Source organism: Noviluteimonas caseinilytica (genome assembly GCF_018406605.1).
Taxonomy (GTDB): domain Bacteria; phylum Pseudomonadota; class Gammaproteobacteria; order Xanthomonadales; family Xanthomonadaceae; genus Noviluteimonas; species Noviluteimonas caseinilytica.
This window is the reverse complement of record NZ_AP024545.1, coordinates 3,229,876-3,245,720: the sequence shown is the minus strand read 5'-3', so window position 1 is coordinate 3,245,720 and position 15,845 is coordinate 3,229,876. Positions and strand designations below refer to the sequence as shown.

Sequence of the window (15,845 nt, the reverse complement as noted above, 5' to 3'; positions counted from 1 at the left end):
ATCGCATCCGGTGCGCGATGCTGCGCCCATGCCCATCGATCGCAACGACCCCGCCGCGCGCGGCACCCGGAGCCGCGGCCCCTGCCATCTCTACGTGCTGCCGTGCGCGGGCGAAGACCTGCTGAAGGTCGGGTTCTCGCGCGATCCGCTGTCGCGCATGCAGCAGCTCCATTCGCGCTGGTTCGAATTCTTCGACCTCGATCGCGCGTTGTCCGTCGAGACCGAATCCGTGCCCGACGCACGCAAGCTCGAACTCCAGCAACGCCGCCTGCTGGAAGCGCACAACGCGCCCGCGCCGCTCACCGTGCGCGAGGACGCGGGCGGCAAGCGCGAGTGGTTTCGCGGCGCGTACGAGTCGCTGGCCGGGACGGCGCTCGCCCTGCGCGACGCCGGCCACGTGGTGCATGCGCCGCTGCGCGGCTGGTTGCGCCATGCGCTGGAACAACGCGCGGACCTGCTGTTCTCGTGGACGACCGCGATGCTCGACCTCGATGCGCTGGCCGAGGCGGACCGCTGGGTCGCGCCTCCCACGCATCGCACCGTGCGCGATGGGCTCGATGCGTACGACGCACTGGGGATCGACCTGGCCCCGTGGCTGCCGCCCCCGGTGCTCGCCTGGTATGTCCGCCTGCGTTGACGCGCACCCAACGCGCCATGGCGCGCCGTTTTCGGACATGATCGCGCCATGCCCGACGCGCCCTTCGACCTGATGCCGTTCGCCGTGCCGCCCGCGCAGCAGGCGGCCATCGCGACGGCCTATGCCACGCCGCCGCGCGCGTACCACTGCCTCGCGCACGTGGGCGAAGTCCTGAAGCATTTCGTCGACGTGTCGACCGGGCCGGGATGGACGCAGCCGGAAGAAGTCGCGGCGGCGATCCTCTACCACGACGCGATCTACATCGCGGGTGCGAAGGACAACGAAGCGCGATCGGCCGACCTGGCGCGCGCGCAGTTCGCGCAATGGCCGCGCGACGGCCTGGACCTGGATCGCGTCGCGGCCCTGATCGACATGACCGCGCGGCACGGCACCTGGTCGCCCGCGGATTTCCCGGGAGCGGGGCGCGATGCGGACACGCGCCTGTTCCTCGACTGCGACATGGCGATCCTCGGTGCGCCGCCCGAGGTGTTCGATGCGTACGACCGCGGCATCGCGGCGGAGTATCGCGGCGTGGTGCCGGGATGGCTGTTCACCATCAACCGCAAGCGGTTCCTGAAAGGCTTGCTCGCGCGCGAGCGCATCTACGTCAGCGAATACTTCCACGAGCGCCTGGATGCGCAGGCACGCAGCAACCTGCGCCGGGCGATCACGACGAAGCGGTGATCACTCCGCGTCGTCCACCGGCGCCGTGGCCTCCGCCAGATCACCCAGCGCCACCGCGCGATTGTGGTCGCCCTTCGCATCGAACTGCGCGGGAAGGTAGAACGCAGCGGCGGCGTGCACCCAGGCGAGGAGGCGTTGCGCGGAGGCGGCGACGCGCGGGTCCGCATCGGCCGCGCGTTTGCGCAGCGTTGCGATCTGCAACTGGCGCAGGGATTCGTTGAGGGGCAACGGCGGTTGTTCGAGGCCTTCCACGAAACGCCGGCCGAAACGTTCGCGCCAGGCGTCGAAGCGGCGCGCGTAGCGGCGTTCGTCGGCGGCGAGTTTGTCGTCCTGGCTGCGCAGGCGCGCGACGTCGGAGGACTTCTCCAAGGCATCGACGTTGGTCCGCAGCGCAGCCACATCGCGCAATCCCTCGAAGTCGCGCACGCATTGCGCCTGCAGCCGCCAACGTTCGAGCGCATCGAAGCCCGCATCCGCCGCCGTCGTGCACGCCGAGAACCGCTGTTCGATGAAGGCCGCATCGCGCGGCATCCGCCCACTGCGCATCGCCTGCAGGTCGAACCACGCCAGCGCATCGGCGAACGCTTCGACCGGCGGCCAGCCATGCCCGCCGGGAGACACGTCGAGGCGATGGGGCGTGCCGACGCCGGCGAGCGCTGCATCGAGCGCGAACATCTCGCGATGGTTGAAATCCGACATCCCGGTGAAGCCCTGGAACGCGGGCGCATTGCGCGTGAGCGGTGGCAGTTCCGGCGGACGCCCGCCCGCGCTGCCCAGCAATCCCGCGACGTGCAGCTTCGGCGCCACCACCCACAAGGTCTTCGCCGTCCCCGACATGCCCGCGAGATACACGCGCCGCGCATCGTGCGGATAGCGCGCCGATTCCTTCCACAGCGCGTCCAGCGCACGCAGCGTCACCGCTTCGTCCGTGTCGCTGCGGCTCTGCCACGAGCTCATCACGATCCAGCCGCGCGCACGCGCTGCTTCGATGACGAAATCGCGCGTGGCCACCGCGCGGCCACGCGGATCCAGCACGATCAGCAGCGGCGCATTCGCGCCCGCATCCTTCGGCACGAACAGCGCGTACTGCTGGGCCGGATCCGCCGCCGTGGCGATCCGCGCCTCCACGCGTTCCGGTCCGGCCGCATGGGCCGTCAGCGCGAAGGCGAGCGAAAAGAAGGCGAGGGCAGGCCGGTTCCACATGCGCTGCAGCCTGCCGCCCTGGCCGCGCCCGGCGCCAGTGCGGAAGGTTCACGCGGCGCCCACGGCCGCTCCCCGACGCTGGCGCCACCACAGGGGATTGCATCGCATGAACAGGAAGCTCCGCCGTCGCCTCCGCGTCATCGCCGCCCGCGCCACGCTGTGCGCCGCGATGATGGCCGCCCTCGGATTCACGGGCTATCGCAACGCCGCGCCCGCCGCCGATACGCAGGTCGCCGGCCTCTCGCCCTGAAAAATGAAAAGGCCCCTTTCGGGGCCTAGTGCAGGTTCGCGAGTCCTGCCGCGTGCCGGGCACGCTGGCGGCATGGTCAAAAAACGCCCCGGGAGGGATTCGAACCCCCGACCTTTAAGATGCGACTCGAAATGCTCTGTCCGCTGAGCTACCGAGGCAAACACCGCGACGGGAAATTAGCAGAACACCACGCCGGGGGTTGCACTCGGGAAAGAACCGTGGAAACTACGCCCGCGACTCGAAATGCAGCGCCGAAAGGCGTTGAGCTACACGAAAAGGCCAGTCTTCGGACTGGCCTTTTTTTCTGCGCGAAATCTCTGGTGCCGGCGGCTGGTCGACCGGCCCGACCGGTGGCGATGACTTGCGGCAGGGATGACCCGGGCGCGCCCCGTGTGGCATCGTCGCGCGCTCAGCCGAGGATCCCCGAATGCCGCACCGCGCTTCCCGTTCCGCGCTCGCCGCGCTTGCCCTGGTCGCCGCGTCCGCCGCGGTCGCCGCCCCGGCCGACACCAAGCAGCCACCGCTGACCCCCACCACGCTCCAGACCGGCCTGCCGCGCGCGCCGGAACAGGAAGCCGTGGTGTTCGAGAAAGCCGACCTCGCGTTCAAGGTGGAACCGGCGAAGAAGCGCATCACGGGCGATGCGACGCTGACGTTCCGCGCGCTGCATCCGGTCAATGCGCTCGTCGTGGATTTCGATCGCAACTTCCATGTCGCGTCCGTCGAAGTCGACGGCAAGGCCGTGCCCGCGGGGCAGTGGAAGAACCCCGAAGGCCGCATGACGATCCCGCTCGCCGCACCCCTGGCCGAAGGCGGCCGCGCGACGCTGCGCATCCGCTACGACGGCCAGCCGCACATCGCCGAACGCGCGCCGTGGGACGGCGGCTTCGTGTGGGCGAAGGCGCCGACGGGCGAACCGTGGATCGCCAGCGCCGTGCAGGGCAACGGCTGCGACCTGTTCTGGCCGTGCATCGACCACCCGATGGCCGAACCGGAGGAAGTCACGCAGCACGTCACCGTGCCCGCGCCGCTGGTGTCGGCCGGCAACGGCGTGCTGCTGGGCATGGACGAGAAGGACGGCTGGCGCACGTACCACTGGAAGACGCGCAACCCGGACACCTACGCGATCTCGCTCAACATCGGCCCGTACCAGGTGCTGCAGGCCGACTACAAGTCGCGCTTCGGCAACACGATCCCGCTGCGGTTCTATTACCTCAGGGATCGCGAGGCGAAGGCGAAGGGCCTGTTCGCGGAATTCGCGCCGATGCTCGACTTCTTCGAAGAGATGATCGGCCCGTATCCCTTCGGCGACGAGAAGATGGGCGTGGTGGAAACGCCGCACCTGGGCATGGAACACCAGACCATCAACGCGTACGGCAACGAGTACAAGAAGAGCGAGTACGGCTACGACTGGCTGCTGGAGCACGAGTTCGCGCACGAGTGGTTCGGCAACCAGGTCACCAACAAGGACTGGGACGACATGTGGCTGCACGAGGGCTTCGGCACCTACATGCAACCGCTGTACATGCAGTGGCTGCGCGGCGACATGGCGTACTACGCCAACCTGATGAAGCAGCGCGCCACGCTGGCCAACCAGCATCCGATCGTCGCCGGCCGCCCCATGCTGGAAGAGGACGTGTACAGCGACGACAAGGGCCCGGGCCACGACATCTATTACAAGGCGTCGTTCCTGCTGCATTCGCTGCGCGCGCTGATCGGCGACAAGGCGTTCTTCGACGCCACGCGCCTGCTCGTGTACGGCCGCACCGATCCCAAACCGGGCAACTTCCAGCCGCGCTACGCGGACACGAAGGACTTCATCGCCGCGGTGAAGCAGGTGACGGGCCGCGACTACCAGTGGTTCTTCGACGTGTACCTGTACCAGCCGAAGTTGCCGGACCTGCAGGCCACGCGCGAAGGCGACACGCTGGAGCTGCGCTGGCAGGTGCCGGGCGACAAGCCGTTCCCGATGCCGGTGGACGTGCGTGTCGGCGACCGCGTGCATCGCCTGGAAATGCGCGACGGCACGGGCAGCGTGCACATCGGCGAGCACGAGTCGTACACGCTGGATCCGCAGTCCAAGCTCCTCCGCCAGCTGGATTTCATCGACGAGTTCCAGCGCGACAAGACGGATCGCGAGAAGGCCGAAGCGAAGAGCAAGGCCGCCGCTGGCTGACGCCGCGTCGTCCCCGCGAAGGCGGGGACACCCAGTGAGGGCGCTCCGCCACGTCCCATCGCATGTCTCTTTTCCGCTGCCACAGCGAAAAAGAGACACGCGACGTGCCGCGTCGGACCTCGTCGCGGTCTGGTTTTCGCCAACACGTCGTAGTAGTTCCAGCACCGCATCTGATGGCCGCTGGCGAACACACCTTCTCCGGAGGGAGGCGCTCGCCCACCTCGAGCCCTCGCATCTGAAATGCCTCACTGCTCTCTGGCAAGCGATGCGCCAGTCCAAGTCTGTGCCTCGCACACATTAGGCAGGAGAGCTGGTGCTTCGGGCTCTTGTCTCGAAAGCAGTGATTGGGTTGCGCGTGCGTCACACGCACGCCAGCGACTCAAATTGAGGTCGGCCCTTTGATCGAAAAGGCGCGCAAGGTTATGCCCCAGCCCGTGGTGGGGTGAGAATTTTCGCCGCCACGTCGGCGAGAAATTCTTACCCCGCCGCGGGTTCGGGCGACGCGGTCTTCACCCCAGGCGGGCTTCTGCAGCGCCCCATGGATTCCTGTTTTCGCAGGATCGGCGAGCCATCAGTGCAGCGCGTCCAACCGCGCAAGCAACAACGCCGGATCCACCGGCTTCACCAGGTGCGCATCGAAGCCGCACTGCGCGCTGCGCTGGCGGTCCGCATCCTGGCCCCAGCCCGTCGTCGCCATGATCGCGATGTGGTCGCCGCCCGGCATCGAGCGGATGCGCTGGCAGGTTTCGAAGCCATCCAGGACCGGCATGCCCAAGTCCAATAGCACCACGTCCGGACGACGTTCCGCGATCGCTTCCAGGCACGCGCGTCCGTCGTAGACCGTGCGCACGTCGTGCCCGCGCATCTGCAGGAACAGCGCCATCGAATCGGCGCTCTCGTGGTTGTCGTCCGCGATCACGATCGACATCGCCTCCGGCGCGCGCACGATCGGCCAATCGCCTGCGCTTGTCTCCTGCACCTTCGAGGCGACCAGCGGCAGGCGCACGACGAAATCGCTGCCCTGGCCCACGCCGTCGCTGCGCGCTTCCACCGTCCCGCCGTGCTGTTCCACCAGGCTGCGCACGAGCGTCAGGCCGATGCCGAGGCCGCCCTGCGAATGCGCGCGCCCATGCTCGCTCTGCGTGAACATGTCGAAGACCTGCGTCAGCATGTCCTGCGGCAGGCCGATGCCGTTGTCGCGCACCAGCACTTCGGCCACGCCGCCGTCGCGCGTGGCGCGCAGCGTGATCTCGCCGCCGGACGGCGTGTACTTCGCCGCGTTGTTGAGCAGGTTGGTGAACACCTGCGCCAGGCGCATCGGGTCGGCGTCCAGCGGCAGCGGTTCTGCCGTGAGGTCGAAATGGAAATGGTGGCCGGCCTGTTCGATCAGCGGGCGGCTGGTTTCCACCGCGCCTTCGAGCACTTCGCGCAGCGTGACGCGCTGGCGGCGCAGTTCGATCTCGCCGCGCGTGATGCGCGAGACCTCCATCAGGTCATCGACCAGGCGCACCATGTTCGCGACCTGGCGTTCCATCATCCCGTGCAGCTTGCGCATCTGCGCGTCGTCGCCTTCGCGCGCGCGCAGGATGTGCAGGCAGTTGCGCAGCGGGGCGAGGGGATTGCGCAACTCGTGCGCGAGCGTGGCGAGGAATTCGTCCTTGCGCTGGTCGGCGGCGCGCAGGTCTTCGAGCGCCTGGCGGCGTTCGATCAGGTCCGCGGCCTGGCGGGCCAGGATGTCGAGCAGGCGCAGGTCGCGCTCGGCGGGCGCGTGCGGCGTCGACCAGTGCGTGGACAACATGCCGACCACCTGGCCATCGCGCGCGAACAGCGGCGTGCTCTGCACGGCGGCGATCCCGGTGTGCCGGTAGCGTTCGAGGTCGGCGGAGCCGTCCATCTCCGCGCAGGCGACCACGTCGGGCACGATGTTGCGATGGCCCAGGCGCAGCGACGCCGCGCTGCAACTCTGCGATTGCGGGCCCGCGTCGATCCAGTGCCAGGGGCGCGCGGCGTCTTCGTCGAAGCCGCGCGCGGACAGCAATTCGAGCTGGCCGCCGTCGCCGCGCTCGGGATGCAGGCGCTGCAGCACCGCGAACTGCGAATCCATGATCGCCATCGCCGCCGCCACGATGCGGTCGTACAGCTGCTGCTGGTCGTCTTCGTGCACGAGCTCGGCGCTGATGCTTTGCAACAACGTGGCATCGGCGAGTTGGTCTTCCAGGCGCGCTTCGCTCTGGCGCACGGCGGCTTCGGCGCGGGCGCGTTCGATCGCGGCCCACGTGCGCTCGGCGGTCTCCTCGATCAGCGCGATCTCGTCGCCCGTCCACAGGCGCGGCGTGGCCTGGTGCACGCTGAGCACGGCCGCCATGCGGCTGTCCTTCACCAGCGGCACGGTGACGTGCGCGCGCACCTGCACGCGCGCGTATTCGGCGAGTTCGTCGACGCCCAGCGTGCTCGCCACGTGCGCATCGTCCAGCACCACCGTGCGGCCGTCGCGCAGGCGATGGGCGAGGTCTTCGCCGAAATTGACGAGGCGATAGTCGCCGACGATGGACGGCATGCCCGCGCGCACGTGGTCGACGGTGACATGCACCGTGTCGCCGTCTTCCTGCACTTCACCGTACATCGCGCGATCGGCGCGCAGGTGCTCGCACAGGGTGGAGGCCGCCGCGCGCTGGATGGCTTCGGGATCGGCGAGCGTGCGCAAGGCGTCGCTCAGCACCACGCGATACGCCGCGCGCGCCGCCGAACGCCGCAACAACGCTTCGGCGCGCTTGCGCTCGGTGATGTCCAGCGCCATCGCCACGACGAAGCGGCGACCGTCGCGCAGCTTCCCGGGCGAGGACGCACTCAGGCTCCACGTGCGCGGCTGCCCGCCGCGGGTGACGATCTCCACGTCGGTCTGCAGCATCGCGTGTTCGGCTTCGAACAGTTGCGCGATGCGTTCGGCGAAGTCCCCGTCGCGCACGTCGTACGCGCGGCGCAGCCACGCCTGCAGGATCGGGGCGTCCTCGAGCGAATAGCCCGTCAGTTCCACCCAGCTGCGGCTGAGCTGCAGGATCTGGCCATCGTCGGCGTGCAGCGCGAGCGCGAGCGGCGCGTCTTCGATCGTGCGTTGCAGGAGCGCTTCGTTCTGCTGCAGGCGCTCGGTGGCGCCGCGGCGTTCGGTGTCGTCGAAGTTCACGCCGGTCATCGCCACCGCGCGCCCCCTGGCGTCGTGCGTGGCGCGGCCGCGCGAGACGATCCAGTGCACGCTGCCGTCGGGCCACACCACGCGGAACTCGGCGTCGTAGTCGGCATGCGCGGCATTGGTGTCGGCCAGCGCGCGGCGCATCGCGGCGCGATCCTCCGGATGCAGCAGGTGTTCGAAGACGCGACGGAAATCCATCGGTTCGTCGGGCCGCAATCCGAAGTTCGCCTTGCACTGGTCGGAGGCCTGCACCTCCAGCGTCTGCAGGTTGATGTGCCACGTGCCCAGGCGCCCGGTCGACAACGCGAGTTGCAGGCGGCTGGCCTGCTCGCGCAACGAATCCTCCAGGCGCTTGTGTCCGCCGATGTCGACGACGACCGCCACGCAGCCTTCGTAGCGGCCATCCGGTCCACGCAAGGCATTGATGCTCGCGCTGCCCCACAGGCTCTGGCCGTCCTTGCCGCGGTAGCGCTTCTCGAGCGTGAGGCTGGGTGCGCCGGCTTCGAGCTGGCGCAGGCCGTCGGCCGCGATTTCCACGCACGCCGGATCGACGATGTACGCGACGTAGCGCCCGATCAATTCTTCCTCGCGGTACCCCAGCGTGCGACACCACCACGGATTGACGTAGCTCATGCGGCCGTCGGCGTCGAGCACCATCACGCCCGCGACGGTCTGGTTGAGGATCGTCTGCAGGCGACGCTCGCTGTGTTCCAGGCGGCCCGCGGCGTGCGCGCGTTCGATCCAGTCGGCGGCCTGGCGCGAGAGCAGGTCGAGCAGCAACAGGTCGCGCTCGCCGGGCACCGCGTCGCGATGGTGCGTGCTGAGCACGCCGAGCACGCGCCCGTCGCGCGCGAGCAGCGGCGAGGCCTGCAACGCACCGACGCCCGCGCGGGCGAGGGCATCGTGCGCGCCGGGGCCGAAGAGTTCGGAGCCGCGCACCGATTCGACGAGCACGCGGCGTGCACCGCGCGCGGCTTCGGCCGCGGCGGCCGTGGCTTCGGTCGCATCGATGAAGCGATGGAAGTCGGACTCGAGGCCTTGGGTGACGATGAGGTCCAGGCTGCCGTCGTCGCGCACCAGGCGCAGTTCGCCGCTGTCGGCGCCGACGATCGCGATCGCTGCGGCCATCACGTCCTGCAGCAGGCCGTCTTCGTCCTCGTCGTCACGCACCAGGCGCGTGCTCAGGGCCTGCAGGCGGCGCAGGTGGTCGATCTCGGTTTCGTGCACCGCCAGCGCGCTGCGCAAGGTGGGCGGCCAGGCGGCGAGGGGCCCCAGGGGCGTGGCGGACCAGTCGAATTCGCGGACGCGCCGCAACCACTCGCCTTCCACCGGGCGAGGGTCGGACTCGTGCGCTTTCGCATCCATGGTCTTCCTCGACTTCCGACGGCGACCCTATCCGGAGGCAACGCACGGCGACGTGCACACCGGCCGCTGCCTCAGCCGTTGGCCGGGGCCCCGAGGATTGCACGGCGACCGCGCAGTTCCATGACAGCGAACCCGAGGGTCGCGAACGCCAGCGGCACGAGGTAGTAGCAGGCGCGGTAGGCGAGCAGGGCGGCGATCAGGCGCGGCGCCGGCACCGCGTGGCCGAGCATCGCGATGAATACGGCTTCCAGCACGCCGATGCCCGAGGGAATGTGGACCAGCGCGGTGGCGACCGACGCCAGCAGCAGCGCCGTCAGCACCGCCGCATACCCGGCCTGCGGCAGGAAGGTCGCGACCACCGCGCCCATCAGTGACCAGTTCGCGACCGACAGCGCGATCTGCAGTAGTGCCAGGCGCAGGCTCGGGAAGCGGAAATGGTGCCCGCGCGCATGGAAGATCCGCCCGTGCGTGGCGCGGCAGGCCAGCAGGTACGCCACGCCGAGCGCGAGCATCACGCCACCGAGCACGCGCAACACCGTGGCATCGCCCAGGCCATGCATGGCGAGCGCCGGCGGCAGCGACACCTGTCCGCTCGCGAGCAACGTCCCGGCCAGCACGAGGTAGCCGATCCAGTTGGTCGCCGCGGAAAACACGATCACGCGCGTGACCTTGCCGAGCGGTACGCCGTCCTTCGCGTACATCCGCAAGCGGAAACCGGCGCCGCCGAGCAGGGCGCCGATGTTCAGCGCGAACGCGTACGCCACCGCGGCGATCGCGAGCACGCGGCGCGCGGGCAGGTCGTGCTGCGCATAGGCGCGGCCGGCGAGGTCGTAGCCACCGTAGACGAGATAGCTCGCGGCGGTGAGCGCCAGCCCGATGGCGAGCGTCGACGGCTGCAGCGCGCGCAACGCCGCCCACACTTCGTGCCACGCGATGCCGCGCGCCGCGCGCACCAGCAGCACCGCGACCAGCACGAGGAACGCGGCGAACAGCACGTGCCGCAACCGCCGCCATGCGGGATGTCGCACGCGCTTCATGCCGTCTGTTCCGCGCTGAGGATCTGCTTGCGCGGCGTGTGCGCCGGCAGCAGGCCGGCCCAGCGCGGGAAGCGCCGCAGCACGTGGAAGAGCACCGGCCGCGCCATCGCGTGCCACCAGCGGCGCGGCCCGAGCTGCGTGCGCTCGATCGCGTGGCACTGGCGCTGGCGCAGCGCGTCGAGGCTGGCGCGCAACGCCTGCACGAAGGCGCGGTCGCGCACGAAGATGTTGGCCTCCAGGTTCAGCGACAGGCTCAAGGGATCCAGGTTGCTCGAACCGATCGTCGCCCAGTCGTCGTCGATGATCGCGACCTTGCCGTGGTAGGGACGCTCGCAGTATTCGACGATCTCCACCTGCGCCGACAACAGGTGCCGGTACAGCGTGCGCGTGGCGGGATGCGCGATGGGCGTGTCGGATTCGGCGGCGACGATCAGGCACACGCGCACGCCGCGCTTCGCCGCGCGCCGCAATTCGCGCAGGAACCCGAAGCCGGGGAAGAAGTACGCGTTGGCGATGATGATCTCGCGCTGCGCGTTGGCGATCGCGCGGCGGTATTCGCGCTCGATGCCGCGTCGCCGATGGCGGTTGTCGCGCAGCGCGAACAGCACCGACGCCGTGCCGGCGGTGTCGCGCGAGACCTCGGCCGGATGGCGCCACGCTTCGCCGGTGCCGTCGCCCGCCGCCGCGGCGCGCGCGAAGCTGAGCAGGTCGCCGACGATCGGACCTTCGAGTTCGACCGAGTAATCCTGTTTCGCCTCCGGCCCGGAACCGGCGAGGTGGTCCACCGAGAAATTGATGCCGCCGATGAAGGCGCGCATGCCATCCACGATCAGCAACTTGCGGTGCAGGCGGCGGAACACGTTGACGCGGATGCCGAGCCAGCCCGGGTGCGGATCGAACACGTGCACGCGCACGCCGGCGGCGACGAGCTCGGACAGGAATTCCGGCGTGAACGACGGCGAGCCGTAGCCATCGATCGTGAGGTCCACGCGCACGCCGCGGTTGGCGGCCTGGATCAGCGCGCGTTGCAGGTCGCGGCCCACCTGGTCTTCGAACAGGATGAAGGTTTCGAGCAGCACTTCGCGCTGCGCGCCGGCGATGGCGGCGAACGCGGCGGGGAAGAACTGTTCGCCGTTCTCCAGCAGCGTGATGCGATTGCCATCGCGCCACGGGCCCGGCGTGCGCGGATGGCGCCACGGCAGCGGCGGCACGTGCGGGCTCACCACTGCACCTCCACGGCGAGCGGGGCGTGGTCGGACAAGTGCGACCACGGGCGCGCCGACAACACGCGCGGCGCATGCGCTTCGACGTTGCGCACGTAGATGCGATCCACCGGCAGCAGCGGGAGGCGGGCGGGGAAGGTGCGCGCGACGCGGCCGTTCGCCGCTTCGAACACTTCGCGCAGGCCGCAGGCTTTCACCAGCGCATGGCCGCGCACGCGCCAGTCGTTGAAGTCGCCCGCGATCACCAACGGCGCGTCGGCGGGGATCTCGTCGTGCACCACGGCGGACAGCAGCCGCAACTGTTCGCGGCGATGCGATTCGCGCAGGCCCAGGTGCACGCAGATGGCGTGCAGCACGGGGCTGCCCGGAATCGCGATCTCCGCGTGCAGCAGGCCGCGCTCTTCGTGTCCCTGGATGGAGACGTCGCGGTTGCGATGCGCCGCGATCGGGTGCTTCGAAAGCAAGGCGTTGCCGTGGTGCCCGTGCGGATAGACCGCATTGCGCCCGTAGGCGGCGTGGGGCCAGAGCGTGTCGGCGAGGAAGTCGTACTGCGTGGCCGCGGGCCAGGCCGCGTGCCTCTTCGCATGCCGCGCGTTCTCGCCCATGACTTCCTGGAGGAAGACGAGGTCGGCCGACACGCTGCGCACGGCCTCGCGCAGCTCGTGCAGGACGAAGCGCCGGTTGAGCAGGTCGAAGCCCATGTGGGCGTTGAGGGTGAGGACCGTGAGGGTCGGCATGGGGCCATTGTCGGTGGCCGACCGTGAGGAGCGCATTCAGGCAGCCCTTTGGCGCGGGCGCGCCAAAGCGCTCCCAAAGTTTGCTGCGCAAACTTCGGGCCCCAGCCCTGTACACCCACATTCCCCCGCGCTGTCGCGCCGCCCCCTTTGACTCAAAGGGGGCTCTCTATCAATGAGCAGCGACGAAACTGGTCCTTTCGTAAATTCTGTTGCGCAAGCAAAGCGCCAGCGATTGACGCACCAGTAGCGATGCTCTGCTTCCCCAACCCGAAGCCGCGGCCAGCAACGTATCGGTGAGGCGCACCGCACGCCGAGCCAATCCCGCCCAGCCGCCCATGGATGGGCGGCGCCGTTGCTCGCAGCCAGGGATGGCGAGGTAGCGGAGCGGGATTGGCTGGGCGTGCAGTGCGCCGTCCGTCCGAGTGCAGCTGTTCGCCAGCAACACAGAGATTCGGTGCAAGGCGCTACTCCCACGCAGCGTCGCAACGTTCCGGTCGCGAAGCGCTTCGACGTGATGAGGGCAATAGGTCCTTGAAGTGCGCCATGGATGGCGCACGGCCGGTGCCTGGAGCAGGGATAGCGGAACGCGCCGGGCAAGGACCTATTGCCCTCATCGCGGCGGAGCGCCGGGCCGGAGGAGGTTGAACCCACTAGCCGAACAGATCGTGCTGGGCGGCCAGGCGGTCGGCGTCGACGAAACCCGAGAGGCCCACCCCCACCAGGCGATAGCGGGTGCGCGAGGGCAGGTCGACCCGCTCGCGCAACGCGCAGGCGATTTCGGCCACTTCGGTGACCGACGTCGGCGGCTCCGGCGGCGTCAGGCTGCGCGTCAGGGTCCGGAAGTCCCCGGTCTTGAGCTTGAGGACCACCGTGCGCGCGATGCGGCCCTGCGGCGTCGCGCGTTCCTTTTCGTAGCCGGCCCACGCTTTCTCCGCGAGGCGGCGGATGTGGGGTTCGAGTTCGCTCAACCGCAGGTCGCTTTCGAACGTGTCTTCCGCGCTGATCTGCATCGTCGGGCGTTCGGGTTGCACGGGGTGGTCGTCGATGCCGTGCGCGAGTTCGTGCAGACGGCGTCCCCAGCGACCGAAGCGTTGTTCGAGCGCGGCGCCGCCCAGTGCGCGCAGGTCCGCGACGGTGGCGACGCCGAGTTCCGCGAGCTTGCCTTCCATCACCTTGCCGACGCCGGGCAAGCGCCCGACGGGCAACGGCGCGAGGAACGCTTCCACCTGGTGCGGGCGGACGACGAACAGGCCATCGGGCTTGTTCCAGTCCGACGCGATCTTCGCGACGAACTTGTTGGGTGCCACGCCCGCCGAGGCGGTGAGGTGCGTCTCTTCGCGGATCGCGGCGCGGATGGCCTGCGCGGTGGCGGTGGCGCTGGGCAGGCCGGTGAAGGTGTGGGTGACGTCGAGGTAGGCCTCGTCGAGCGAGAGCGGTTCGATCAGGTCGGTGTGCCGGGCGAAGATTTCGCGCACCTGCTTCGAGACGGCCTTGTAGCGCACGAAGTCCGGCGGCACGAACACTGCCTGCGGGCAGAGGCGTTCGGCGCGCACCGCGGGCATCGCCGAGCGCACGCCGAAGGTGCGCGCTTCGTAACTCGCGGCGCACACCACCGACCGCGCGCCGCGCCAAGCGACGACCACGGGCCGGCCGCGCAGCGCCGGGTCGTCGCGCTGCTCCACCGACGCGTAGAACGCGTCCATGTCGACGTGCAGGATCTTGCGCGGGGTGTCGTTCACCGCCAGAACGGCAGGACTTCGTACGCGGCGTCCCGCTTCATCGGCTTGAGGGGATCCACGCGCTGCGAGTCTTCGTCGCGGATGCGCTGCGCGCGGGTGATGCGCAGTTCGTGCCGACCCGGCGCGAGCCCGCGGACGTCGATCATCGCCACGACCGCAGGACGGTCGGTGCGCGCGTCTTCGCCGAGTTCGAAGGCCACCGGCTGGCGCGTGCCATCGACGAACACGCCGCGCACGTGGCTGGCGTAGCACGCGAGCGGATCGGCGTTGGCGCCGCACGCGCGGCGCATCGCGGGGCCATCGCGATCGGGTTCCCACGGAATCACCAGCTCGACGTACGGCCCGGTGACCACCGCCGACTGGATGTACGGTGCGACGCGGCTGCGCATCGGATCGCGGCGGTCGTCGTAATGCGCTGCATCCAGCTGCCGCGTGTGCAGGGCATCGGCATCTGGATAGCCTTCGTAGCTGCCCAGCGCATCGGGCTCGCGCGCGAGGTAATAGCTGGTGCTCGCCGCGAATACGGCCAGCATGAAGACGCCGACGATCATCAGGATCGTGCGCCGCCGCCCGCGATGGCTCGACAGCAACGCGAGCGCGGGGTTGTTGGCCATGCCGATGCCGAAGCGCGTGTAGCCGCGCAGCACCGCGCGCAGCCCGCGTGCCGTGAGCCCGTTCGGTGCGAGCTGGTCGCCGAACCGGCGATCGAACAGCATCGCCACGCCGTACGGCACCATCACCACGGCGGCGCTCCAGGCGATCCAGTTGGTGTTGACCGAGTAGTGCAGGCGCGTCTCCAGGATCCACGCCGCCCCCAACATCACCGCCACCACCAGCGTGATCATGCACAGGATGGAGGCGAGCACCACGCCGAGCGCGAACACCATCGTGGCGCGGTTGTCGGCGCGGTCGATCGCATCCTCCATGCGCCCCAGGCGCTGCGCTTCGATTTCGCGCGCGTTGGGCCCGAGCTGGAAGTTGTTCCAGTCCACGCCCCTGGGATAGATCGACAGCATGCCGACCAGCGCGATCCAGCGCGCCCGCAGCAGCAGGTGGATGACGAACGTCGCTGCGAGGATCAGCGCCGCGCTCTTGGCATAGATGTAGACCAGCCACAGCAGCTTGGCCCAGCGATCGATGAAGCGGGGCGCGGACTCCAGGATCATGCGGTCGAGCAGATCCGGCAGTTGCAGCATCGCGAACACGGCGACGCCGGAAATCAGCAACTCGACTTCCCAGGTCGGCGTGGTGTGGCGCGGCAACTGGTCGCTTTCCTGCGTGCTCATTCCATCCCCCGGAAACGCTGCGCGCAGGCTGGCAAAACGCGCTGCCGCATGCAAGGTGCAAGCGGCATGCACCGGGCGTTCGCACGCAAGGGCAGGGCGGGTTTGCCCCCGGGCGCAATGGTGCGCGCCGCGCATGCATGGTTTCCTGCCCGCGCCTGCCCCTCCTCCGTGGATCCCCGGGCGCAGGCAGGGAGTCGAGGACGCAGCCTTGAGGGCAACAGCCCGGGTCCGTCGGCTGGCGCGGTGTTTCTACCTCTCCCCTGAGGCGCCAGCGGCTCCCTTCTTTCCACGGCTCGCCGTGGAAAGAAATCGGATGGTTGC

At 69.3% G+C, this 15,845-nt stretch carries 11 protein-coding genes and 1 tRNA gene; 4 read left to right on the top strand and 8 right to left on the bottom strand.

The features are described 5' to 3' along the window. Positions 1-28 precede the first annotated feature (28 nt). Positions 29-637 carry a GIY-YIG nuclease family protein gene (locus tag LYSCAS_RS15815; RefSeq protein WP_213434996.1) on the top strand — a complete coding sequence of 203 codons (609 nt, stop codon included), beginning with the start codon at positions 29-31 and terminating at the stop codon, positions 635-637. Positions 638-685: 48 nt separating this feature from the next. Beyond that, positions 686-1,321: an HD domain-containing protein gene (locus tag LYSCAS_RS15810; RefSeq protein ID WP_244858587.1), complete on the top strand. Its 636-nt coding sequence runs from the start codon at positions 686-688 to the stop codon at positions 1,319-1,321. Here LYSCAS_RS15810 and LYSCAS_RS15805 read toward each other — a convergent pair whose 3' ends face one another. Further along, a complete protein-coding gene (locus LYSCAS_RS15805) occupies positions 1,322-2,524 on the bottom strand; it encodes a hypothetical protein (RefSeq protein ID WP_213434995.1) in 1,203 nt (400 codons plus the stop codon). It abuts the gene before it with no gap. A gap of 106 nt (positions 2,525-2,630) precedes the next feature. Between LYSCAS_RS15805 and LYSCAS_RS15800 the strand changes: the two genes are divergently transcribed. Next, positions 2,631-2,774 carry a hypothetical protein gene (locus LYSCAS_RS15800; RefSeq protein ID WP_213434994.1) on the top strand — a complete coding sequence of 48 codons (144 nt, stop codon included), beginning with the start codon at positions 2,631-2,633 and terminating at the stop codon, positions 2,772-2,774. 84 nt (positions 2,775-2,858) lie between these two features. Here LYSCAS_RS15800 and LYSCAS_RS15795 read toward each other — a convergent pair. Continuing rightward, a tRNA-Ala gene (locus tag LYSCAS_RS15795) sits at positions 2,859-2,932 on the bottom strand. A 269-nt stretch (positions 2,933-3,201) separates the two neighbouring features. On the opposite strand from LYSCAS_RS15795, the gene LYSCAS_RS15790 reads away from it, so the two are divergent. Next, on the top strand, positions 3,202-4,950 hold the full coding sequence (locus LYSCAS_RS15790; RefSeq protein ID WP_213434993.1) for a M1 family metallopeptidase: 1,749 nt from the start codon (positions 3,202-3,204) through the stop codon (positions 4,948-4,950). A gap of 571 nt (positions 4,951-5,521) precedes the next feature. Here the strand turns inward: LYSCAS_RS15790 and LYSCAS_RS15785 are convergent. The 6 genes from LYSCAS_RS15785 to LYSCAS_RS15760 form a co-directional block, all read right to left on the bottom strand. Further along, positions 5,522-9,502 (bottom strand): PAS domain S-box protein, encoded by a 3,981-nt coding sequence (locus LYSCAS_RS15785; RefSeq protein WP_213434992.1) that lies wholly within the window; start codon positions 9,500-9,502, stop codon positions 5,522-5,524. A 71-nt stretch (positions 9,503-9,573) separates the two neighbouring features. After that, entirely contained in the window at positions 9,574-10,539 is a 966-nt protein-coding gene (locus LYSCAS_RS15780; protein WP_213434991.1) for a lysylphosphatidylglycerol synthase domain-containing protein, read from the bottom strand. Then, positions 10,536-11,762, bottom strand: coding sequence for a cardiolipin synthase ClsB (clsB, locus tag LYSCAS_RS15775; protein WP_244858585.1), 1,227 nt, complete (start codon positions 11,760-11,762; stop codon positions 10,536-10,538). Before clsB ends, LYSCAS_RS15780 begins: the two co-directional genes overlap by 4 nt. Then, positions 11,759-12,499 carry an endonuclease/exonuclease/phosphatase family protein gene (locus LYSCAS_RS15770; RefSeq protein ID WP_213434990.1) on the bottom strand — a complete coding sequence of 247 codons (741 nt, stop codon included), beginning with the start codon at positions 12,497-12,499 and terminating at the stop codon, positions 11,759-11,761. Before LYSCAS_RS15770 ends, clsB begins: the two co-directional genes overlap by 4 nt. A 650-nt stretch (positions 12,500-13,149) precedes the next feature. Then, positions 13,150-14,202: a DNA polymerase IV gene (gene dinB, locus LYSCAS_RS15765; RefSeq protein WP_244858769.1), complete on the bottom strand. Its 1,053-nt coding sequence runs from the start codon at positions 14,200-14,202 to the stop codon at positions 13,150-13,152. 32 nt (positions 14,203-14,234) lie between these two features. Then, positions 14,235-15,524: a hypothetical protein gene (locus LYSCAS_RS15760; protein WP_213434988.1), complete on the bottom strand. Its 1,290-nt coding sequence runs from the start codon at positions 15,522-15,524 to the stop codon at positions 14,235-14,237. Between the last annotated feature and the right edge of the window lie 321 nt (positions 15,525-15,845).

Bases quoted from the DNA above. Each gene is read 5' to 3' on its own strand.
- LYSCAS_RS15815 (WP_213434996.1), top strand. From the start codon at position 29: ATGCCCATCGATCGCAACGACCCCGCCGCGCGCGGCACCCGGAGCCGC.
- LYSCAS_RS15810 (WP_244858587.1), top strand. From the start codon at position 686: ATGCCCGACGCGCCCTTCGACCTGATGCCGTTCGCCGTGCCGCCCGCG.
- LYSCAS_RS15805 (WP_213434995.1), bottom strand. From the start codon at position 2,524: ATGTGGAACCGGCCTGCCCTCGCCTTCTTTTCGCTCGCCTTCGCGCTG.
- LYSCAS_RS15800 (WP_213434994.1), top strand. From the start codon at position 2,631: ATGAACAGGAAGCTCCGCCGTCGCCTCCGCGTCATCGCCGCCCGCGCC.
- LYSCAS_RS15790 (WP_213434993.1), top strand. From the start codon at position 3,202: ATGCCGCACCGCGCTTCCCGTTCCGCGCTCGCCGCGCTTGCCCTGGTC.
- LYSCAS_RS15785 (WP_213434992.1), bottom strand. From the start codon at position 9,502: ATGGATGCGAAAGCGCACGAGTCCGACCCTCGCCCGGTGGAAGGCGAG.
- LYSCAS_RS15780 (WP_213434991.1), bottom strand. From the start codon at position 10,539: ATGAAGCGCGTGCGACATCCCGCATGGCGGCGGTTGCGGCACGTGCTG.
- LYSCAS_RS15770 (WP_213434990.1), bottom strand. From the start codon at position 12,499: ATGCCGACCCTCACGGTCCTCACCCTCAACGCCCACATGGGCTTCGAC.
- dinB (WP_244858769.1), bottom strand. From the start codon at position 14,202: ATGGACGCGTTCTACGCGTCGGTGGAGCAGCGCGACGACCCGGCGCTG.
- LYSCAS_RS15760 (WP_213434988.1), bottom strand. From the start codon at position 15,524: ATGAGCACGCAGGAAAGCGACCAGTTGCCGCGCCACACCACGCCGACC.